The organism is Actinacidiphila sp. bgisy145, assembly GCF_057708125.1.
In genome coordinates, this window is record NZ_JBYIRL010000039.1 from 1 (window position 1) to 21090 (window position 21090).

A 21090-nucleotide genomic window follows, 5' to 3' on the forward strand; every position below is an offset into this window, starting at 1 on the left:
TCCCCCTCTCCCCCCCCCCCCTTTGTTCCCCCCGGGCCCGCCGTCTTCCACGGCCCGCGCAGCGCCCGCATCCTGGCCCTGGCCGTGGCCTGCGGGCTGTGCGTGGCCAACCTGTACTACATCCAGCCGATCCTGCCCAGCATGGCGGCCGCCCTGCACCGCACCCCGCAGTCGCTGACCCCGGCGGTGTCCTGCACCCAACTCGGCTACGCGCTCGGCCTGTTCGCCCTGGTGCCGCTGGGCGACGCGCTGGACCGGCGGCGGCTGCTGACGGTACTGCTCACCGCGACCGCGGCGGTGCTCGCGCTGATCCCGCTGGCCTCCGGCGCCTGGCTGTTCGGCCTGTTCTTCCTGCTCGGCCTGGTCACCGTCTCCGCGATGGTGATCGTGCCGCAGGCGGCCGACATGGCGCACCCCGAGCAGCGCGGCCAGGTGGTGGGCACAGTGATGACCGGGCTCATCCTGGGCACCCTGCTATGCCGTACGCTCGCCGGCTCGCTCACCCAGCTGCTGGACTGGCGCGCGGTGTACTGGCTGGCGGCGGTGTTCATGGTGGGCACCTGCCTGCTGGTGCGGGCGGTGCTGCCCGGCCGCCCGCCCGCCGCACCGGACACGGCGGACATGGCGGACACTGCGGCCGCACCGAACACGGCGAACGCAGCGAACACACCGCACACGCCGGCCGCGACGAGCACGGGGAGCACCGCGGCCGCGCTCCGGGACTACGCCCGCCTGCTGGCCTCGCTCGGCCCGCTGGTCCGCGGCAACCCGCTGCTGGTGCGGCGCTCCCTGCTCGGCGCCCTCGGCTTCGCCGCCTTCAACCTGCTGTGGACCGCGCTGCCGCTGCGCCTGACCCAGTCCCCGTACCACTTCGGGGCGAGCGCCATCGGCGCGCTCGGGCTGGTCGGCGCGGCCGGGGCGCTGGGCGCCTCGCTCGCCGGCCGGCTGGCCGACCGGGGCCGGCAGACCGCGGTGACGCTGGGCGCGTTCGCCCTGATCGCGGTCTCGTTCGCGGTCAGCTCCGGCAGCTCGGGCACCTTGCTGGTCCTGGTCACGGCGATCCTGCTGATCGACTTCGCCGTGCAGGGCGCGCACATCACCAACCAGGCGACCGTCTTCGGCGCCGCCGGCGCCGGTGAGCGCAGCCGCATCACGACCGTCTACATGACCGCCTACTTCCTCGGCGGCGCCGCCGGTTCCGCCGCCGCGGGCGCCGTCTGGCCGCACGGCGGCTGGCCGGCCGTGGCCCGCACCGGGGTGCTGACCGCCGCCGCGGCACTGCTGCTCTCGGGCGTGCTGGCGCTGCGCGAGTCCGCCCGTACCCGTACCCGCACGCTTCCCACCAGCCCCAAGGACATGCCATGACCGCAGTCGCGGGCGCCGCCCCCGCCGAGCACGGGACATCCCGCTCCCGGACACCGGCCCGAATACCCACCCGGATACCCGCCGTCACCCCGGCGGACGACCGCTACCCGCACCTCGCCGGGCGCGGCCGCAACACCCGCTTCGCCGGCCGCCCCCAGGAGATCCACCTGCCCACCTCCGCCGCCGAGGTGGCCGCCGTGGTGCAGGCCGCCGTCGACGGCGGGCGCCGGCTCGCGGTGCGCAGCGGCGGCCACTGCCTGGAGAACCTGGTCGACGGCCCGGCGGTGCAGAGCCTGGTCGACCTGTCCGCGCTCCAGGAGATCCGCTACGACGCCGCGCACCGGGCGTTCTCCGTGCAGGCCGGCGCCCAGCTCGGCCCCACCTACCGTGCGCTGTACCTCGGTTGGGGCGCCGCGCTGCCGGCGGGCACCTGCCCCTCGGTCGGCCTGGGCGGCTACGTCCAGGGCGCCGGGTTCGGCCCGATGTGCCGCTCGCACGGCCTGATCGTGGACCACCTGTACGGCATCGAGGTCGTCACGGTGGACGCCGACCGCCGGGCCCGTACGGTGCTGGCCACCCGCCGCCCCGACGACCCGCACCGCGAGCTGTGGTGGGCGCACACCGGGGCGGGCGGCGGGAACTTCGGCGTGGTGACCCGCTACCTGTTCCGCTCGCCCGAGGACGCCGACTTCCCGCGCGGCCTGTCCGCCGAGGCGTCCGCGCTGCCCCGCCCGCCGCGCTCGGTGCTGACCGTCGCCGTGGAGTGGCCCTGGGAGGGCCTGGGCGAGGCCGACTTCAGCCGGATCGTGCGCAACCACGGCGCCTGGCACGCCCACGACGAGGCGGCCGGCGACGGGGGCTACGACACCCTGTACAGCGGGCTCTACCTCAACCAGCGCAGCGTCGGCCAGGTGGTGCTCACCGCGCAGATCGACGGTTCGCTGCCGGACGCCGACCAGCGGCTGCGCGCCTACGTGGCGGCGGTCGGCGACGGGGTCCGGGCGCCGTACCGGCTCCGCTACCAGCAGCTGCCCTGGCTGGACTCGGTGCAGCGGGACGTGGAGAACCGCGGCGCCGCCACCCGTTCCAAGAGCAAGGGCGCCTACCTGCGGCGGCCCTACGACGCGGAGCAGATCGCCACGCTGTGGCGCCACCTGTCCGAACCGGGCTACCAGGGCCACACCGTGGCGCTGCTGTTCTCCTACGGCCGGGCGGTCAACCGGGTGGCACCGCAGGCCACCGCGGCCGCGCAGCGCGACTCCATCCTCAAGGCGTACCTGGGCACCTACTGGGAGGACCCGCGGGAGGACGAGCACCACGTGGCCCGCATCCGGGAGTTCTACGCGCAGCTGTACGCGGCGACCGGCGGGGTGCCCGCGCCGGACACCGCCACCGACGGCAGCTACATCAACTACCCGGACGCCGACCTCGCCGACCCGCGCTGGAACACCTCGGGCATCCCCTGGCACGCGCTGTACTTCAAGGACGGCTACCCGCGCCTCCAGCAGGTCAAGCGGCAGTGGGACCCGCACGACGCCTTCCGGCACGCCCTTTCGGTCCGGCCGCCTGCGCCCGCGGAGTGAGCGGGACTGCCTCCTTGGGTCCAGGGCCTCCCGCTTAGGGGGAAGATCCGTTGCCGCCCCGGCGCGGCCGGACCTAGCGTCACCGGCGGCGCACGTCCCGTACGGCCGCCGCCGGACGGTCCGCCGCCCGGGCACGGCCGTACCGGGACCTGCGGCCGTGAGACGACCGCGACCCTGGAACCAGCCGAGGAGCGTACGCGAGCATGGACATCCCCGCGCCGATCCCCATCCCCCCGGGCGTGCACCCAGCGGCACTCCAGCGCTGGCTCGCCGGGAAGTTCCCGCACGAGGCGGGCGGGCTCACCGCGGTCCGCCCGCTGACCGGGGGCCGCTCCAACCTGACCTTCCTGGTGGAGTACGGCGAGCGCCGCCTGGTGCTGCGCCGCCCGCCGCTCGACGGCGCGCTGGCCACCGCGCACGACGTCGCCCGGGAGCACCGCGTGCTGAGCGCCCTGCACCCGACCGCGGTGCCCGTCCCGCGCACCCACGGCCTGTGCGCCGACACCGCGGTGCCGGGTGCCCCCTTCTACGTCATGGACCACGTCGCCGGCCTGGTCCACCGCACCGACGCCGACCTGGCGCGGCTGAGCCCCGGGCAGGTCGCGGCGGCCGCCGACACCCTGGTGGACGTGCTCGTGGCACTGCACCAGGTGCCGCCGGCGGCAGTGGGGCTGGACGGCTTCGGGCGGCCGGAGGGCTTCCTCGTGCGCCAACTGCGGCGCTGGCGCGCCCAGTCCGAGGCTTCCCGCACCGAACCGGTGCCCGGCGCCGACGCGTTGCACGCGCGGCTGGCCGACCGGCTGCCGCCGCGGGGCCGGGCCGCCGTCGTCCACGGCGACTTCAAGCTGGACAACGTGCTGTTCGCGCCCGGCCGCGCCGACGAGATCGCCGCCGTGCTGGACTGGGAGATGTCCACCCTCGGCGACCCGCTCACCGACCTCGGGCTGCTGCGGGTGTACTGGGAGGGCTTCGCCGGCATCGCCGACGCGCCGCTGGGCTGCCCGGCCCAGGCCCCCGGCCGACCGCAGTTCGCCGGCCTGGCCGAGCGGTACGCCGCCGGTACCGGCGCGGGGCTCGAACACCTCGACTGGTACACGGCGTTCGGCTACTACAAGCTCGCCGTGATCCTGGAGAACGTCCTCTTCCGCGCCTCCCGCGACCCGCGCCCCGGTTCCGAGGACGCCCATCTCGCCGCCTGCATACCGCAGTTGGTCGAGCGCGGCCACGCCGTACTGGCCGCGACCGCCCGCCGATCCGCCACCGCCACCGCCACCGCCACCGGGGAGTGACACCGTGGACTTCTCCTACGACGCCAGGACCGAGGAACTGCGCAAGGAACTGCGCGCGTTCGTCACCGACCGGGTGCTGCCCGCCGAAGGCGCGCTGGCCGCCCAGTACGCGGCCGGCCAGCCGTGGACCCGCCCGCCGCTGCTCACCGAACTCAAGGCCGAGGCCCGCTCCCGCGGCCTGTGGAACCTCTTCCTGCCCGACCGCCGGTTCGGCGCCGGACTCACCAACACGCAGTACGCGCCGCTCGCCGAGATCACCGGGCACAGCCCGCAGTTCGCACCCGAAGCGGTCAACTGCTCAGCCCCCGACACCGGCAACATGGAACTGCTCACCGCCTTCGGCACCCCCGAGCAGCAGGAGCGCTGGCTGCACCCGCTGCTGGCCGGCGAGATCCGCTCCGCGTTCTGCATGACCGAGCCCGAGGTCGCCTCCTCCGACGCGGCCAACATCGGCACCCGGATCGAGCGGGACGGCGACCACTACGTGGTCAACGGCCACAAGTGGTGGTCCTCCGGCGCCATGGCACCGGAGTGCGCGCTGCTGGTCGTGATGGGCAAGACCGACCCCGGCGGGCCGCGCCACCGGCAGCAGTCCATGCTGCTGGTGCCCCGCGACACCCCCGGCGTGCAGGTGCGGCGCGGCGTCACCGTCTTCGGCTACGACGACGGCCCGCACGGCGGCCACGGCGACATCCTCTTCGAGGACGTCCGGGTGCCGGTCTCCCACCTGCTCGGCGGCGAGGGCGACGGCTTCGCCATGGCGCAGGCCCGACTCGGCCCGGGCCGTATCCACCACTGCATGCGGCTGATCGGCATGGCCGAACGCGCGCTGGCCGCGATGTGCGAACGGGTCAGCGGCCGGGTGGCGTTCGGCGCGCCGCTCGCCGAGCAGGGGGTGGTCCGGGAGTGGGTCGCCGAGGCCCGGGTGCGGATCGAGCAGGCCCGGCTGCTGGTGCTCAAGACGGCCTGGCTGATGGACACCGTCGGCAACCGGCAGGCGCACACCGAGATCCAGGCGATCAAGATCGCGGTGCCCGCGATGGCGGAATGGGTCCTGGACAAGGCGATCCAGGCGCACGGCGGCGGCGGGGTGAGCCAGGACTTCCCCCTCGCGGCGCTGTGGGCGCACGCGCGCACCCTGCGGCTGGCCGACGGCCCCGACGAGGTGCACCGCGCGTCCCTGGCCCGCCGCGAACTGCGCGCGTACGCGTTCTGATCCGCCTTCTGCACCGCCCCGAAAAGGGGCCGCCGGCCGATTCCACGGCCGGCGGCCCCTTCCGTGTTTTCCCGCCGCCTTTCGGCAGGGCCGCAATTCCCGCCGGTACCGGAAGTACCGCCGACCCCGGGATTCGGTACCCGAGGGCACGGGGAAGGCCCGGCGGGACTCCGTACCGTCTCCGGTATGGAGAACACAGAACCGGAAAACGGAACGAATTTCGACGCTCCGCGATCGGCGTATTCTCGCGGGGGCCCGACGGACCGGATCGTCGTCACCGGAATCGGTGCCGTACTTCCCGGTACCAGGAACGCACAGGAAATGTGGGAGCACCTCTCCCGGGGCCGCTCCCAGGTGGGGCCGCTCACCCGTTTCGACGCCGCACAGGCGGGACTCCCGGTCCACGCCGCCGCCGAGATACGGGACTTCGACCACCGGGAGTTCCTGCCGGAACTCGCGCCCGGCCACGCCGCGAAGTACTCCCGGGAGATCCTGGTCGCGATGTCCGCCGCCGCACAGGCCCGCGGGGACGCCGGGCTGGCGCCGGGCGGGGTGGACCCGCAGCGCTTCGGCGTCCTGATGTCCTCCTCGCGGGGGCCGTTCGCCTGGTGGCGCGACGTACTGACCGGCGCCGACCCGGCGGCCTTCGCCGACAAGGGCGCCATGTTCCGCGGGCTGCCCGGCTGCCCGGCCTCCCTGACCGCCATCCACCTGGGCGCCCAGGGCCTGGTCACCACCGTCAGCAACGCCTGCGTCGGCGGCCACCAGGCCATCCAGCTGGCGCTGCGCGAACTGCGCTCCGGCGCCGCCGACGTCATGCTGGTCGGCGGGCACGAGTTCCCGATCGCCGCCGAAGTCGCCGCCTGCTACCGGGCGATGGGCCACGGCGTGCTCTCCTCCGAGCGCGACGACCCGACCCGGGCGGTGCGCCCGTACAGCGCCGACCGGGAGGGCTTCGCGCTCGGCGAGGGCTCGGTGGTGCTCTGCCTGGAGCGTGCCTCGCACGCCGCCGCCCGCGGCGCCCGCCCGTACGCCGAGATCCTCTCCGCCGCCACCCTCAACGAGGCCGCGCACGCCACCACCATGGACCTCACCGGCAAGGTCACCGCCGGACTGATGCACCGCGCCCTCGCCGAGGCGGGCCGGGACGCCGAGGACGTCGACTACTTCTGCGCCCACGGCACCGCCACCCGCTACAACGACATCGCCGAGAGCCGCGCGGTGCGCGCCCTCTACCCCGAGCGCGGCCCCGGGCTGCTGCCGCCGCTGAGCTCCAACAAGCCCATCTACGGCCACACGTTCGGCCTGGCCGGCATCATCAACGCCGCCGCCACCAGCCTGATGATCCGCCACCAGACCCTGGCGCCCACCATCAACTTCACCACCCCCGACCCCGAGTGCGAGCAGGACCACGTCCTGGAGGGCGCCCGCCCCACCAAGGTCGAACTGGCGGTGTCGATGTCCTTCGCCTTCGGCAGCCAGACCTCCGTGGCGGTGCTCGGCGCGCCGGGAGCCTCCTGATGGGCCGCCCGCTGATCGCCGCCGACCCGGACGCCCTGGTACGGGAGTTCGTCCGCCCCGGCGACCACGTCCACCTCGCCGGCACGCCGTCGCGTCCCAACGCCCTTACGTACGCGCTGTGCCGGGTGCTCGGCGGCGAGGGGCACCTGACCGTCAGCACCACCGCGGTGCACTCCTCCGCGCACGCGCTCGCCCTGTCCGGTGTCGCGGACAAGGTGATCGCCGGGTTCGCCGGGGACACCTACCCCTCCCCGCGGCCCAACCCGCTCTACCGGGACCTGTTCGCCGGGCGGCCGTTCGCCTTCGAGGCGTGGTCGCTGCTGAGCTACCAGCAGCGGCTGATCGCCGGCGCGCAGGGCCTGCCGTACGCCGTCACCGCCTCCCTGGCCGGCACCGACCTGGCCGCGGACAAGGACGGTGTGCTGCACCAGGTGCCCGACCCGGCCGACCCGGACCGCGCGGTCACCCTGCTCGCGCCGCTGCGCCCGGACCTGACGCTGCTGCACGGCGTGCTCGCGGACGAGGACGGCAACATCGCGCTGGTGCCGCCGCTGGGCGAGGGTGCCTGGGCGGCGTACGCGGCCCGCCGCGGTGTGCTCGCCTCCGTGGAGCGGATCGTCCCCCGGGAGGTGCTGCGCGCCCTTGCCGACCGGGTCGTGATCCCCGGACAGCGCGTCCTCGGCCTGTGCGAGGCACCGCTCGGCGCCCATCCGCAGTCGCTGCGCACCGGCGGACTCGGCGGCGTCCAGGGCTACCTGGACGACTACGCCTTCCTGACGGAGATCGTCGAGTCCTGCCACGGCGAGCAGCGCGGTGCCGACTGGTACCGGACGTGGGTGGCCGAACCGGGCAGCCACGAGGGCTATCTGCGCCGTCTGGGGCCGTCCCGCCGGGCGTCCTTGGCGCTGCCCGCCCGCGAAGCGGCCGACCCGACGGCCCGCGGAGCGGCCGGCGGAACGGACGACTTCGCGGTGTTCGAGGAGGTGGCCCGCGCCGAGCTGGCCGCGTGCCGCGCGGCCCGCGAACCGTCCACGGCCGCCAAGGCGCCCTCCACGCCCGCGCCTTCCCCGACGGCGCCCCCGGTCTCCGCTCCCGCCGGGGCGGACCCCGCGGACGGGGCCGAGCCGACCCGTCAGGAGCGGCTGATCGTGCTGGGCGCCCGGGCGGTCGCCGACCGGGTACGGGCGGGCGGCCACGACACGCTGCTGGCCGGGATCGGCGCCTCGCACATGGCGGCGTGGCTGGCCGCGGCCCAACTGCGGGCCGGCGGCCACGAGGTCACCGTGGTGGCCGAGTTGGGCATGTGCGGCTTCGCACCGGCCGAGGGCGACGTGTTCCTGTTCAGCCTCCACCACGCCGAGCACAGCGAGATGCTCGCCGGCATCCCGGAGATCCTCGGCGGCATGGTCGCCGCCAACCCCCGGGCGCTCGGCGTACTGGCGGCGGCCGAGATCGATGGGTCCGGGGCCATCAACACCAGCCGTACCCGGGACGGCCGCTGGCTGACCGGCTCCGGGGGCGCCAACGACATCGCCTCCACCACGGACTGCGTGGTGATCGCCCCGGCCTCGCCCCGGCGCTACGTCACCGCGCTGACCTACCGCACCAGTCCCGGCGACCGGGTCCGCGAAGTCGTCAGCGACTTCGGCCGGTTCCGCCGCGACGACCCGAACGAGCCCTTCCACCTGGCCAGTTGGCTGCCCCCGGCGAGCGGCGAGGACGCCGACCCGCAGCGGATGGTCGCCGAGCGCACCTCGTGGGACAGCGACGCCTCCCGGGCGGAGGCGGAGAAGCCCGTCACGCCCGAGGAGCTGGCGCTGCTGCGCACGCTGGACCCGGCCGGCGTCTACCGCTGACCCGGCCGCCCGGACCCGTCAACAACTCTGCCTGCGCCGCCAGTTCGGCCCGCAGCATCCGATCCCCCCACACCCGGGACCCCCACGTCCCGATCCCCCCTCATCCCCCCGCGTTCCCCCCGCCCCACCTCACCGCGACAGGAGCTTCCATGCCCACCGACACCCACGCCCGCGCCGAGGGCCGCACCTGGGCCGGGTCACGGCTGCGCTTCGCCGGGCTCGGCCACTACTTCCCGCGTGCCCGGCGCCGCCACGACGAGGGTCCGATCACCCTCGGCGGACGCGAGCACACCCCGCAGGACGCCGCCGAGTTGGGTGTGCGCGGCCTGCACACCGCCGCGGCGGACGAGACGCTGGAGTACATGGCGGTCCAAGCCGCCACCGCCGCGCTGCGGAACGCGGAACGCGACGCGGCCGAACTCGACCTGGTGGTCCTGGCCAACTGGACCGACCGGCAGTGGATTCCGGAGATCGCCCCCGGGGTCGCCACCGCCCTCGGCGCGCACGGCGCCCTCGCCTTCGACGTCTGCGGCGCCTGCACCGGCTTCGTGCACGGGGTGCAGACCGCGGCCGCGCTGCTCACCGCGCACCCGGGGTGGCGGCGCGCGGTGGTGGTCGCCGCCGACCGCTTCTCGCACCGGGCCCGCCCCGGCACCCGCGGCCAGCTGGTCTTCGGCGACGCGGCCGGGGCGGTCGTCCTGGAGAAGGGCGCGCCCGGTCAGCCCGGGGGCCTGCTGGACTCCGTACTGGACTGCGACTCCACCCGCGCCGACGCGGTCGCCGCCCGGCCGCCCGAGGGCTGGCTGCGCCCCCGGCCCGAGCTGATCGAACTGGCCGTGGGTTCCAGCCTGCGGGTGGCGGACACGCTGCTGGGCCGCAACGACCTCAAGACCGCCGACCTCGACTGGCTGGTGCCGCACCCCGGCAACAACGCCATCCACGCCGGGGTGCGGGCGGGCCTGGACCTGGACCCGGCGAAGTTCCTCACCAACTTCGCCGAGCGCGGCAACACCGGCTGCGCCTCCATCCCGATCGCGCTGTCCGAGTTCTCCGCCGCGGGCGTGCTCAAGCCCGGTGACCTGGTGCTGTCCACCGCGGTGGGCTCGGGCTGGTACTACGGCGGGCTGCTCTACCAGTTGTGACGGCCCGTCAGCTGTATGCGCCCCGCTGTCCCCCGACTTCCGCTCTCGCGCAACCGATTCTGAAGGAGCCGACATGGCCGACATCACCGACCGGTCCGGCACGGGCGGACCGCCGCCCGGGCTCGCCGTCTGGACCGACTTCGGCGGGGTGCTCACCCCGCCGGTCGACGTCACCTTCCGCGACTTCGGCGCGCGGACCGGCGTCCCCGTCCACGCGCTGAAGGAGGCGATGCGCCTCGTCGGCGAGGCGCACGGCACCGACTCGATGGGCGTGCTGGACATCCCGCTGCTCAGCGAGCCCGACTGGGAAAAGGAGGTCGAGGAGGTCCTCGCGGACGACTTCGGCCTGGCCGTGGACCTGTCGTCGTTCGGCGAGCGCTGGTTCGCCGGGCGCGGCGCCAACCAGGACTGGCTGCGCGAGCTGACGGCGCTGCGCGCCCGCGGCGCCTACGTCGGCCTACTCTCCAACCTGCCGCCGAGCTGGGAGCGGCACCGCCGGTACATGGTGGACGACGCGCACTTCGACGGCATCGTCTGCTCGTACGCGGTGGGCTGCCGCAAGCCGGAGCCGGAGATCTTCCGGATCGCCGCCGCCCGGGCCGGGCGCGCGCCGTGGCAGTGCGTGCTCGTCGACGACCTGGCGAAGAACTGCGCCGGGGCCGAGGCCGCCGGCTGGCGGGCCGTGCACTTCCAGGACGCCGCGCAGGCCGCGCAGGAGCTGGCCGCGCTGGACGCGGCGCCGGTCCCGGCCGCACCGGTCCGCCCGGCCGCCCCCGTACGCACCTCGCGCTGACCTGTCCGACCACCCCACCCACAGCTGGAGCAGCACCATGACCACACTCGACATCGGCGCCGAGCCCGAAGCCGTGCTCAGCACCGAACGCACCATCCCCCGGCACCTGGTCCACCGGGCCGCCGTCGCCGAGGTGTTCCTCACCGACTTCCAGTCCGTCGGGGAGCGGGACTTCCGCGCATCGGCCCAACTGCCCCCCGACCACAGCTACTACGCCGACCGGCTGGGCACCGCGGGCGGCCACGACCCGTTGGCGGTCTTCGAGGCGGTGCGGCAGATGCTGCTCTGCGCGATGCACCTCCAGCACGACGCGGGCCCCGGCACCAAGTCCATCACCGCCGAGGCCGGCCTGCGGATCACCGACCCCCGCCCGCTGCACGCCCCGGCCCGCCCGCTCGACCTGGACCTGGTCGGCCGCGCCGCGCTGGTGAAGGAGTACCGCGGCGCCGTCTCCCGGGTGGTGCACGAGGTGGACGTCGCCGCCGCCGGCCGGCCGATCGGCACCGTCCGGGTGGACACCGCGCTGCGCCCCGACGACATCTACCGGACGCTGCGGATGAGCGGCCGCACCACCGAACCGCCCTCCTCCGACGACCTGCCCGCCGTCTCCCCGGCCCGCCCGATCGGCCCGCACCTGGTCGGCCGGACCCGCGCGGACAACGTGGTGCTGCACGACATGGCGCTGCGGGGCGGGGAGTTGACGGCGCTGCTGCGGGTGCCGCTGCGGCACCCGAGCATGTTCGACCACCCGCAGGACCACGTCCCCGGCCCGGTGATGATGGAGGCGGCGCGCCAACTCGGCCTGCTGCTGGCCGGTGAGCGCCACGGCCTGGCCGCGGCCAAGCTCCACCTCGCCGAACTCACCGCCGAGTACCTGCGGTTCGCCGAGCTGGACGCCGACATCGTGCTGCGCTCGGAGATCCTGCGCGCGCCCGCCGCGGACGGCGGCGGCCTCGCCTTCGCGGTCGCCTTCGAGCAGGGCGGGGAGGCCGTGGCCAGGATGCGGGTGGCGCTGGGCAGCACGCTCGGCCGGGCCGGCGCCGCGGGAGCCCCCGATGGCAGCTGACCGGCAGGACACGTACGACGCCCAGGGTTCCCCGGCCGCCCATGTCCCCTACCCCGCAGGGGAGTTCCGCCTCGACGGCCGGGTGGTCCTGGTGACGGGGGCCTCCGGCGGCCTCGGCGCGCACCTGGCGGGGGTGCTCACCCGGGCCGGCGCCCGGGTGGCGCTCGCCGCCCGCCGCGAGGCGCCGCTGAAGGCGCTGGCCGCGGAGTTGCCCGGCAGCCTGGCCGTGCCGTGCGACATCACCGACGCCGCGGACCGCGCGGAGGCGCTGCGGGTCGTCACCGGGCAGTTGGGGCCGGTCGACGTCCTGGTCAACAACGCCGGGCTGTCCCGGGTGGAGCCGGCCGAACGGCAGTCGGAACAGAGCTTCGCGGAGATCGTCGCGGTGAACCTCACCGCGGTCTTCGCGCTCAGCTCCGAGGTCGCCGCCGGCATGCTGGCACGGGGCCGCGGCAGCATCGTCAACATCGCGTCCGTGTACGGCCTGGTGGGCAGCGGCAGCCTCCCGCAGGCCGCGTACGCGGCGAGCAAGGGCGGTGTGGTCAACCTGACCCGGGAACTGGCCGCGCAGTGGGCCGCGCGCGGGGTACGGGTGAACGCGCTGTGCCCGGGCTGGTTCCGGTCCGAGATGACCGCGGACATGCTCGACACCGCGGAGGGGCGCGGCTGGGTGGAGCGGCGCACCCCGATGCGCCGGGTCGGCGAGCCGCACGAACTGGACGGCCCGCTGCTGTTCCTGGCCGGCCCGGCGAGTTCCTACGTGACCGGCGCCGCGCTCCCGGTGGACGGCGGCTACCTCACGCTGTGACGGCACACCCCCGCACCCCGGCACCCCGGCACCCCGGCAGCCCCGGCACCCGGGCACCCCGGCCCCCGGCCGCCCGCTCCGTCCGCCACCGCGGCGGGCGCGGGCGGGCCCGGGGCTCACAGGGTGTGGATCGTCAGGTGCTTCCTGACGTCGTCGAAGATCCGCTGCCCCTGCGCGGACTGGGCGGCCGAGGCGGGCATCGTCACGTCCAGCGTGTAGAGGTCGCCCTCGCCGCTGACCACGTCGAGTTCGAGTTCGCGCAGGGCCGTCTTCGCGTCGTCCTTCAGCTCGGTGTAGTGGACGTCGAGCCGCGCCGCTGCCTGGCCCTGCTGGGTCGCCTCGACGACCCGGCCGTCCGCGTCCTCGACGGTGTCGGAGTAGGAGACCTCGCCACCGCCCTTGTACCACTGGAGGTTGGCGTTGGCGACGCCCGCGGCGCTGCTCTTCTCGCCGCGCGTGCGGGACAGCGCCACCGTGAACACGCCGTGCGGGTCGGTGTACGTCACCTTCGCGTCGGCGATGCTGCGCACGTAGTCGCCCGGCACCGCCAAGGTGGCGTCGACGCTCTGCTCCCGGTAGGACTTCCAGCCCTTGGGCAGGCCACCGCCGCCGAACGGGCCGACGGTCAGGAGCACGGCGCCCGCGACGGCTGCCGCGACCACCGCGGCGGTGGCCGCCTGCGCGCGGCGGCTGCGGCGCAGCGCCCGTATCGCGCGGCCGACGGGCCCGGCCGGCGGCTCCTCCGCTGCCGGGGGCGGCGCCCCGGCCCCGGCCCGCGCCGTCGGCTGCGGCGCCGACTGCGGCGGGACGCGCGGCGGTTCGAGGACGGCCCGCAGCTCGTCGGCGAGCCGCGCCGGGGCCGTACGCGCCGCCGGCTCCTTGCGCAGGACGCCCAGCAGCGGTGCGGTGAGCGGGCCGGCCGCGCGCGGCGGGGGCAGTTCCGCGAGCAGGACGGCCTGGAAGGTCGACGGCGTGGCCTGGCGGCGGAAGGGCGAGACGCCCTCCACCGCCTGGTAGAGCACCACTCCCAGCGACCACAGGTCGGACTCGGGGCCCGGCCGCTGGCCCAGCACCCGTTCGGGCGCGATGTACTCCGGTGAGCCGATGAAGGCGCCGGTCTCCGTCAGCGGCTCCTCGCCCTCGACCTGGGCGATGCCGAAGTCGGTGAGGACCACGCGGTCGTGCCGGCCGAGCAGGATGTTCGCCGGCTTCACGTCGCGGTGCAGCACCCCGGCCTCGTGGGCCGCGCCGAGCGCTCCGAGCACCGCGAGGCCGATCCGCGCGGCCTCGCGCACCGGCAGCGTGCCCTCGGCGAGCACCTCGGCCAGCGACCGGCCGCGCACCAACTCCATGACGATCCAGGGCCGTTCGTCCTCGACGACCACGTCGTGCACGGTCACCACGGACGGGTGGTCGATGCGGGCGGCGGCGCGCGCCTCACGCTGCATCCGCAGGTGGGCGGTCTCCCGCTGGGCGTCCGTCAGGTGCTCGGGCAGCCGCGGCTCCTTCACGGCGACGTCGCGGTCCACGACCTCGTCGCGGGCGCGCCATACGGTGCCCATGCCGCCGAAGCCGAGGCGCTCGAGGAGGCGGTAGCGGCCGCCGACCAGCCGCCCGCCGCCGCTTTCGCGCTCGGGCTCGTTCGGGTTCGGGTTCGGGCTGCGGCCGTTCTCCGCTGGTGGCGCGGGCGGCTCCAGCTCGTAACTCGTCGCCGTCCGCGTGTCCTCGTCCCCGGGCTGCCCGCCCGCGCCCCCGTTGGTCGCCATGGCCGTATCCTCCCAGCCCCCGGCGCCGGCGCGGCGCCCTGCCGCTCGCCCGTGCCAAAGGTGTGACCGAAGGCGGGGCGCGGCCGGCCCGTCACCCGGACGCGCCGCACCGATGAGTTCGCGGGCGCCCGCCGGTCTACCCGCCGACCGCACCATCCGCAGCGACGGGAGCACACCGTGGGCCTCATCCAGATCGAACTGTTCGCGACCCTCGACCTCGTCGGGCAGGCGCCCGGCGGCCCGGACGAGGACCCCGAGGGGTTCCCCTACGGCGGCTGGCAGGCGCCGCTGGTCGACGAGACCACCGGGGCCCAGATCACCGCGGCGTACGAGGGCACCGACGCGCTGCTGCTCGGCCGGCGCACCTACGACATCTTCGCCGCCTACTGGCCGCACCAGCAGGGCGGCGAGGACGGCTGGATCGCCGAGCTCTTCAACCGCGTCCCGAAGTACGTCGCCTCCCGCGGCCGCCCGGACCTGTCCTGGGCCGGGTCCACGCAGCTCGGCCCCGACCTGGCCGAGGCGGTGCGCGAGGTCCGCGAGCGCCACGAGCAGGTACGGGTCGTCGGCAGCCTCGACCTGGTCCAGACCCTCCTGCGCGAGCAGCTCTTCGACCGCCTCGACCTGTGGGTCCACCCGATCCTGCTCGGCGTCGGCAAGAAGGTCTTCGCCGACGGCACCGTGCCCACCAACCTCACCCTCCTCCACCCCCCGGCCGCCTCCGCCAAGGGCACGACCCACCTCCACTACGCCCGCACCCCCGGCACCCCGCCCACCGGCGACATGACCACCCGCTCCGCCTGAGCCAAGCCACTGCAAACGATATCGCCTGTGCCGAAAAAGAGGTATCGTTTGGGAAGGGCATCATCGGGACAGGAGCGATCCTCATGGCGAGAACGGTCATCGACCTCGACGAGGACATGGTCACCGAGGCCATGCGCATCTTCGGCACCAGGACGAAGGCGAAGGCCGTGCGCCTGGCCATGGAGGACGCCGTCAAGCGCCACCTGCGCCAGGAGTTCTTCGACGCCATGGACGCCGGTGAACTCGACTTCAGCGAGATCGTCGAGAGCACCGGCCCGCGCCACGCGGACGGCTCGCTCAAGCGCGACGGGAGCCACGACGGAGGCCGCGCCGCCTGATGCGGGACCGCTACCTGATCGACAAGTCCGCCCTGGCGCGCTGGACGAAGCCCGGTGTGAAAGAGGTCCTGGGGCCCCTCCACGAGCGCTACCTGCTCGCGGTGTGCTCTCCGACCGAATACGAGATGGTCCACTCCGCGCGGGACTGCGCGGAGGCCCTGCGCATCAGCACCTGGCTGCACGCCTTCGACTACCTGCACACGGACGACGCGGCCTTCACCCGCGCGCTGGAGGTCCAGCGCCACGCGCTCAACGCGGGGTTCCACCGCGCCCTGTCCCTGGCCGATCTCCTCGTCGCCGCCACCGCGGAACGGAACCGCCTGACCGTCCTGCACTACGACGGCGACTTCGACATGATCGCCTCCCTCACCGAGCAGCCCACCCGGTGGGTCGTCCCGCCCGGCACCGCCGACCGCTGACGTCACGGCGTCCGCCCTCTTCCGGCCCGGGCGTCAGGAGGGGGCGCCGGGCCGGAAGAGGGCGGCGGCGTTGTCGTGGCACACGGCCCGCAGCCAGTCGCCGCCGAGGCCGAGGCGTTCCAGGGCCTGGAGCTGGTGGAGGTAGGGGTAGGGGATGTTGGGGAAGTCGGTCCCGAGCAGGATGCGGTCGCCGAGGTCGGCGAGGCGTGGGAGCGCCTTGCGGGGGAAGGGCATGAAGCCCTCGGTGAAGTCGGTGAACGCCATCGTCGTGTCCAGGCGTACCTGCGGGTGGCGTTCGGCGAGGTCGAGGAACTCCTCGTACTCGGGCATGCCCATGTGCGCGACCACCAGCCGCAGTCCGGGGAACCGGGCGAGGACCCGCGCCACGGGTTCGGGGCCGGTGTGCTTGCCGGGCGCGGGCCCCGAGCCGCAGTGCATCACCACCGGCGTGCCGCTCTCGGCCAGCAGCCCCCACGCCGCCCGGAGCTGCTCGTCGTCCGGGTCGTACGCCCCCACCTGGACGTGCGCCTTGAAGACCCGGGCGCCGGCGTCGAGCGCCTCCCGTACGTAGTCCGCGGTGTCCGGTTCCGGGTAGAGCGTCGCGGTGTGCAGGCAGTCCGGGGTCCGTCGGGCGAAGTCCGCCGCCCAGCCGTTCAGCCACCGGGCCATCCCGGGCTTGTGCGGGTACACCATGGAGGTGAAGGCCAGCACCCCGAACTCCCGCAGCAGCGCGACGCGTTCTTCCTCCTCCCGCCGATAGGTGATCGGCCACTCGAGCCCCCCGACCAGCGGCCCCGCGGTGTCGAAGTACTCCCACACCTTCCGCAGCACCCGCTCGGGCATGAAGTGCGTGTGCACGTCGATCCCCCCGGCCAGCCCCAGCCCCCGCCAGAACCCCCGCACCGCTTCCGCCTCGCCACCCATCACCCGCTCCTTCCCTCACCCGCCACACCCTGCCGTCCCGCCGATCATCTCGAACCCTCCCCGCGGTCTGCCGTGAAGGGCGCTCGGACGGGCTCGCCCCGCACCGCCAAGTGCCGCGGGCGCGCGTACGGCCCGGGGTTCCACCGCATCCCGCCCCCACCACGCTGCCGGGTTCAGTAGCGTAAGTGGACAGGCCAGGAGACGCAGCAGGGCGGGGGCTCACCGGTATGACGGACGCGGCGCAGCCCGGTCGGCCCCAGGGCCCGGTGGACCCGGAAGAAGGGCCCGTCCAGCGGTTCGCCTCCGAACTGCGCGCGCTCCGGGAGGAGTCCGGCACACCGACCTACCGGGACATGGCCAGGGCGACCGGGCTCGCGGTCAGCACCCTGTCAACTGCCGCGGCCGGGCGGCGATTGCCGTCACTGCCTGTCGCGCTGTCCTTCGCCGGGTTCTGCGGCGGGGACCCCGGCGAGTGGGAGCAGCGGTGGCGGCGCGCGGCCGAGGAGGACAGCGCCCTGCGCGCCGCCGGCAGCGGCAGTGCCCCGCCGTACCGGGGGCTGTCCCGGTTCGAACCGGCCGACGCCGGCCTGTTCTTCGGCCGCGACGCCGTACTGGAGCGGCTGGTCGCCCTGTCCGGCAGCCGCCGGTTCACCGCCGTCTTCGGCCCGTCGGGCAGCGGCAAGTCCTCGCTGCTGCGGGCCGGCCTGATCCCCCGGCTCGGCGCCGCCGACCCAACTGCCCCGCGCCCCGCGGCGATCCGCATCCTCACGCCCGGTCCCCGCCCGCTCACGACGCACCGCGACCGGCTGCGGCCGGCCCCCGGCGACAGAAACGGCGGCGACGGCGACGGCGATACCTGGCTGATCGTCGACCAGTTCGAGGAGCTGTACACCCTGCGTCCCGATCCGCAGGAGCGGCAGGAGTTCGTCCGCCGGCTGCTGGCCGCGCAGGAGCCCGGCAGCCGGCTGCGGGTGGTCGTCGCGGTGCGCGCCGACTTCCTGGGCCACTGCACCCGGCACCCGGAGCTCGTCGCCGCCCTCCAGGAGGGCTCCGTGCTGACCGGCCCGATGAGCCGGGACGAGCTGCGAGCGGCGATCACCAGGCCCGCGACGGTACGCGGGCTGCGCGTGGAGAGCGCGTTGACGGAGCAGCTGCTCTCCGCCGTCGAGGGCGAACCCGGCGGGCTGCCGCTCATGTCCCACGCCCTGCTGGAGACATGGCGGCACCGCAAGGGCAACGTGCTGACGCTGGCCGCCTACGAGCAGGTCGGCGGGCTGCGCCAGGCGGTCGCCCGGACCGCCGAGGAGGTCTACGGCAAGTTCACCCCGGCGCAGGCCGGCACCGCCCGCCGCATCCTGCTCCGGCTGGTCGTCCCCGGCCGCAACGGTGCGCCCGACACCCGCCGCCCCGCCGACCGGGCCGAGATAGACGCCGGCGAGGACAGGGAGACCACCGACGCCGTCGTGGAACAGCTGGTACGGGCCCGGCTGCTCACGGTCGACGCGGCGGCGCACCCGCCCACCGCGCCGGACGCCCTCGCCGCCCCGGCAGACGGCCCGGCAGACGACACGGCAGACGACACGGCACACGGCGCAACCCACCTCCCGGGCGACAGCCCGGCAGACGGCACCCACCTGCCCGGCGGCCCCGGCGGCCCCGGCGGCGGAAGCGACGGCACCCTGGCGCTCGCCCACGAAGCCCTCATCACCGCCTGGCCCCGGCTGCGCACCTGGATCTCCGAGGAGCGCGACCGCCTGCTCGCGCACCGGCGGCTCGCCGACGCCGCCGCCTCCTGGCAGGAGGCGGAGCGGGACCCCGCGCTGCTGTACCAGGGCAGCCGGCTCGCGGACGCCGCGGAGGCGTTCCCTCCCGGCGACCCGTCCCTCAACACCGCGGAGCGGGAGTTCCTCACCCTGTCGCTGCGCCGCCGCTCCCGCTCCGTACGCCGGCGGCGCCTGTTCGTCGCACTGCTGGCCGTGCTGTCCCTGCTGACCTCGACCGCGGCGGTGGTGGCCCTCCAGCAGCGGGCCGGCGCCCAGCGGGCGCGCAACACCGCCGTCTTCAACCGGATCACCGCCGAGGCCGACGCGGTCCGCGACACGCAGACCTCGCTCGCCGCTTCCCTCGACCTCGCGGCCGACCGGCTGCGCCCGCTGCCCGACCTCTACACGCACCTGGTCACCGACTCCGGCAGCGCCCTGTCGACGCCGCTGGACATCGGCGCCGGTATCGTCACCGCGGCCGTCTACAGCCCGGACGGGCGGGTCCTGGCCACCGCGGACGACCACGGCCCCGTACGGCTGTGGGACGTCACCACCGCCACCCGGCCCCGGCTCCTCGGGAAGGTCGAGGGCGCCGTGCAGGTCGCCTTCAGCCCGGACGGCCGGACCCTGGCCACCGCGGGGACCGCCCTGGCCACCGCCGGAAGCGCCCCGGACGCCGCGGACCGCGCCCGGCTGTGGGACGTGGCCGATCCCGCCCACCCGAGGTCCCTGGCCGAACTGCCGTCCGGGCACACGGACTTCGTCACCTCGGTGGCGTTCTCCCCGGACGGCCGTACGCTCGCCACGGCCTCGGACGACCACACCGTGCGGCTGTGGGACGTCACCGACCAGCGGCGGCCGGCAGCGCTGGGCGGGCCGCTGACCGGGCACACCGGGGACGTCGACTCCGCCGTGTTCAGCCCGGACGGCCGCACCCTGGCCAGCGCGGGCATCGACGGGTCCGTGCGGCTGTGGCGGGTCACCGACCCCGCCCGGCCGGTCCTGCTGCGGGTACTGGCCGTCAACACCGCGGGGGTCTACCAGGCCGTCTTCAGCCCGGACGGGCGCACCCTGGCCACCGCGGGCAACGACGACCTGGTCCGGCTGTGGGACGTGAGCGACCCCGCCGAGGCCACCGCGCTGGGCGAGCCGCTGACCGGCCACAGCGCCGCGGTCTGGTCGGTGGCCTTCAGCCCGGACGGCTCCATGCTCGCCAGCGCCGGCTACGACGACACGATCAGGCTGTGGAACGTCACCGACCCCCGCTATCCGGTCGCGTTCGGCCGGCCGCTGACCGACCACACCGACGGCATCTGGTCGGTGCGGTTCCGGCCGGACGGACGCGGGCTGGCCAGCGCCGGCTACGACGGCCGGGCCCGGCTCTGGACCCTGCCGGACACGGTCCTGGCCGGCTCCGACGGCGGCTTCGCGGCGACGGCGTACAGCCCCGACGGCCGACTCGTCGCGACCGCGGACAGCAACAAGGGCGTCCAACTGTGGCGGACGAGCGGCCGGGCGGCCGCGGTGGGCCCGCCGCTCGAGTTCCCGGCCGCGGTGCACGCGGTGGCCTTCGCTCCGCGGGGCCATGTGCTGGCGGCAGTCGGGGACGCCGGCACCGTACGGCTGTGGGACGTGTCCGACCCCGCGCACCCGGTCGCGCTCGGGTCGCCGGCCGGCCTGGCCGGCGAGGTCGACACGGTCGCCTTCAGCCCCGACGGCCGCACCCTCGCCGCGGCCGGCGCCGAGGGCGTGATCCGGCGGTGGGACGTCACCGACCCGGCCCGGCCCGCGGCGCTCGGCGAGGACCTGGCCGCGCACGGCGGTCCGGTCACGTCCCTCGCCTTCGCCGCCGGCGGGCGCACCCTGGCCGACGGCGAGGAGAACGGCAGCGTGCGGCTGTGGACCGTCACCGGCCGTACGGCGCGGCCCGCCGCGGTGCTGACCGGCCACGAGGACTCCGTCACCGCGCTCGCCTTCAGCCCGGACGGGCGCACCCTCGCCAGCGGCAGCCGGGACCGCACCGTCAAACTGTGGAACGTCGCCGCCGCGCAGCGCTCCCCCGCCGGCGGCAGCCGGCCCCGCACCCTGACCGGGCACCGGGACTGGGTGTCCTCGGTCGCCTTCAGCCCCGACGGCCGCACCCTGGCCAGCGGGAGCCTGGACCGGACCGTGCGGCTGTGGGACGTCTCCGACCCGACCCGGCCGGCCGCGCTCGGGCAGCCGCTGACCGGCCACACCGACGCCGTCACCGCCGTCGCCTACAGCCCCGACGGCCGGACCCTGGCCAGCGTCTCGTGGGACGCCACGCTCCGGCTGTGGGACCTGCGCGCCGACCACGACACCGCCCGGATCTGCGCGGCCGTCGGGCCGACCCTCACCGAGCCGCTGTGGAAGAAATACGTCGGCCCGCTCGACTTCACCCCGCCGTGCCGGTGAC

The 21090-nt window shown here is 75.2% G+C and carries 16 protein-coding genes; 14 read left to right on the plus strand and 2 right to left on the minus strand.

The window, feature by feature from the left end; all coding sequences use genetic code 11:
- The 10 genes from AC3ERT_RS28885 to AC3ERT_RS28930 form a co-directional block, all read left to right on the plus strand.
- The coding region (locus tag AC3ERT_RS28885) for an MFS transporter (RefSeq protein WP_435177687.1) at positions 1-1365 on the plus strand (1365 nt) is incomplete at its 5' end.
- Positions 1362-2948 (plus strand): FAD-binding oxidoreductase, encoded by a 1587-nt coding sequence (locus AC3ERT_RS28890; protein WP_435177689.1) that lies wholly within the window; start codon positions 1362-1364, stop codon positions 2946-2948. The genes AC3ERT_RS28885 and AC3ERT_RS28890, both read left to right, overlap by 4 nt.
- Before the next feature lie 203 nt (positions 2949-3151).
- Positions 3152-4237 carry a phosphotransferase family protein gene (locus AC3ERT_RS28895; protein WP_435177691.1) on the plus strand — a complete coding sequence of 362 codons (1086 nt, stop codon included), beginning with the start codon at positions 3152-3154 and terminating at the stop codon, positions 4235-4237.
- 4 nt (positions 4238-4241) lie between these two features.
- Positions 4242-5453 (plus strand): acyl-CoA dehydrogenase family protein, encoded by a 1212-nt coding sequence (locus AC3ERT_RS28900; protein ID WP_435128615.1) that lies wholly within the window; start codon positions 4242-4244, stop codon positions 5451-5453.
- A gap of 267 nt (positions 5454-5720) precedes the next feature.
- The gene (locus tag AC3ERT_RS28905) at positions 5721-6974 is read left to right on the plus strand and encodes a beta-ketoacyl-[acyl-carrier-protein] synthase family protein (RefSeq protein ID WP_435177753.1); all 1254 of its coding nucleotides are present in this window, start codon (positions 5721-5723) and stop codon (positions 6972-6974) included.
- Complete coding sequence (locus tag AC3ERT_RS28910) at positions 6974-8830, plus strand: CoA-transferase (RefSeq protein ID WP_435177693.1); 1857 nt, start codon at positions 6974-6976, stop codon at positions 8828-8830. Before AC3ERT_RS28905 ends, AC3ERT_RS28910 begins: the two co-directional genes overlap by 1 nt.
- A 149-nt stretch (positions 8831-8979) precedes the next feature.
- Positions 8980-9972 carry a ketoacyl-ACP synthase III gene (locus AC3ERT_RS28915; RefSeq protein WP_335970512.1) on the plus strand — a complete coding sequence of 331 codons (993 nt, stop codon included), beginning with the start codon at positions 8980-8982 and terminating at the stop codon, positions 9970-9972.
- Between the two features lie 73 nt (positions 9973-10045).
- Positions 10046-10765, plus strand: a complete 720-nt coding sequence (locus AC3ERT_RS28920) for an HAD-IA family hydrolase (RefSeq protein WP_435128621.1) — start codon at positions 10046-10048, stop codon at positions 10763-10765.
- Between the two features lie 37 nt (positions 10766-10802).
- On the plus strand, positions 10803-11831 hold the full coding sequence (locus tag AC3ERT_RS28925; protein ID WP_335970507.1) for a ScbA/BarX family gamma-butyrolactone biosynthesis protein: 1029 nt from the start codon (positions 10803-10805) through the stop codon (positions 11829-11831).
- Positions 11821-12639: an SDR family NAD(P)-dependent oxidoreductase gene (locus AC3ERT_RS28930; RefSeq protein ID WP_335970504.1), complete on the plus strand. Its 819-nt coding sequence runs from the start codon at positions 11821-11823 to the stop codon at positions 12637-12639. The genes AC3ERT_RS28925 and AC3ERT_RS28930 overlap by 11 nt, the downstream gene beginning before the upstream one ends.
- Before the next feature lie 116 nt (positions 12640-12755).
- On the opposite strand, the gene AC3ERT_RS28935 is transcribed toward AC3ERT_RS28930, so the two are convergent.
- Positions 12756-14405 (minus strand): serine/threonine-protein kinase, encoded by a 1650-nt coding sequence (locus AC3ERT_RS28935; RefSeq protein ID WP_435177696.1) that lies wholly within the window; start codon positions 14403-14405, stop codon positions 12756-12758.
- A gap of 177 nt (positions 14406-14582) precedes the next feature.
- Between AC3ERT_RS28935 and AC3ERT_RS28940 the strand changes: the two genes are divergently transcribed.
- From AC3ERT_RS28940 to AC3ERT_RS28950, 3 genes are all read left to right on the plus strand, one after another.
- The gene (locus AC3ERT_RS28940) at positions 14583-15209 is read left to right on the plus strand and encodes a dihydrofolate reductase family protein (RefSeq protein ID WP_335970500.1); all 627 of its coding nucleotides are present in this window, start codon (positions 14583-14585) and stop codon (positions 15207-15209) included.
- An 83-nt stretch (positions 15210-15292) separates the two neighbouring features.
- On the plus strand, positions 15293-15547 hold the full coding sequence (locus AC3ERT_RS28945) for a type II toxin-antitoxin system VapB family antitoxin (RefSeq protein WP_335970498.1): 255 nt from the start codon (positions 15293-15295) through the stop codon (positions 15545-15547).
- A complete protein-coding gene (locus AC3ERT_RS28950) occupies positions 15547-15966 on the plus strand; it encodes a PIN domain nuclease (RefSeq protein ID WP_335970497.1) in 420 nt (139 codons plus the stop codon). Before AC3ERT_RS28945 ends, AC3ERT_RS28950 begins: the two co-directional genes overlap by 1 nt.
- A gap of 33 nt (positions 15967-15999) precedes the next feature.
- On the opposite strand, the gene AC3ERT_RS28955 is transcribed toward AC3ERT_RS28950, so the two are convergent.
- On the minus strand, positions 16000-16890 hold the full coding sequence (locus AC3ERT_RS28955) for an amidohydrolase family protein (RefSeq protein ID WP_435128633.1): 891 nt from the start codon (positions 16888-16890) through the stop codon (positions 16000-16002).
- Positions 16891-17117: 227 nt separating this feature from the next.
- Between AC3ERT_RS28955 and AC3ERT_RS28960 the strand changes: the two genes are divergently transcribed.
- The gene (locus AC3ERT_RS28960; protein ID WP_435177698.1) at positions 17118-21089 is read left to right on the plus strand and encodes an nSTAND1 domain-containing NTPase; all 3972 of its coding nucleotides are present in this window, start codon (positions 17118-17120) and stop codon (positions 21087-21089) included.
- Position 21090: the final 1 nt, after the last annotated feature.

Excerpts from the sequence above, each read along its gene's own strand:
- AC3ERT_RS28890 (WP_435177689.1), top strand. The coding sequence starts at position 1,362 with ATGACCGCAGTCGCGGGCGCCGCCCCCGCCGAGCACGGGACATCCCGC.
- AC3ERT_RS28910 (WP_435177693.1), top strand. The coding sequence starts at position 6,974 with ATGGGCCGCCCGCTGATCGCCGCCGACCCGGACGCCCTGGTACGGGAG.
- AC3ERT_RS28930 (WP_335970504.1), top strand. The coding sequence starts at position 11,821 with ATGGCAGCTGACCGGCAGGACACGTACGACGCCCAGGGTTCCCCGGCC.
- AC3ERT_RS28925 (WP_335970507.1), top strand. The coding sequence starts at position 10,803 with ATGACCACACTCGACATCGGCGCCGAGCCCGAAGCCGTGCTCAGCACC.
- AC3ERT_RS28945 (WP_335970498.1), top strand. The coding sequence starts at position 15,293 with ATGGCGAGAACGGTCATCGACCTCGACGAGGACATGGTCACCGAGGCC.
- AC3ERT_RS28960 (WP_435177698.1), top strand. The coding sequence starts at position 17,118 with ATGACGGACGCGGCGCAGCCCGGTCGGCCCCAGGGCCCGGTGGACCCG.
- AC3ERT_RS28920 (WP_435128621.1), top strand. The coding sequence starts at position 10,046 with ATGGCCGACATCACCGACCGGTCCGGCACGGGCGGACCGCCGCCCGGG.
- AC3ERT_RS28935 (WP_435177696.1), bottom strand. The coding sequence starts at position 14,405 with ATGGCGACCAACGGGGGCGCGGGCGGGCAGCCCGGGGACGAGGACACG.
- AC3ERT_RS28955 (WP_435128633.1), bottom strand. The coding sequence starts at position 16,890 with ATGGGTGGCGAGGCGGAAGCGGTGCGGGGGTTCTGGCGGGGGCTGGGG.
- AC3ERT_RS28915 (WP_335970512.1), top strand. The coding sequence starts at position 8,980 with ATGCCCACCGACACCCACGCCCGCGCCGAGGGCCGCACCTGGGCCGGG.
- AC3ERT_RS28895 (WP_435177691.1), top strand. The coding sequence starts at position 3,152 with ATGGACATCCCCGCGCCGATCCCCATCCCCCCGGGCGTGCACCCAGCG.
- AC3ERT_RS28950 (WP_335970497.1), top strand. The coding sequence starts at position 15,547 with ATGCGGGACCGCTACCTGATCGACAAGTCCGCCCTGGCGCGCTGGACG.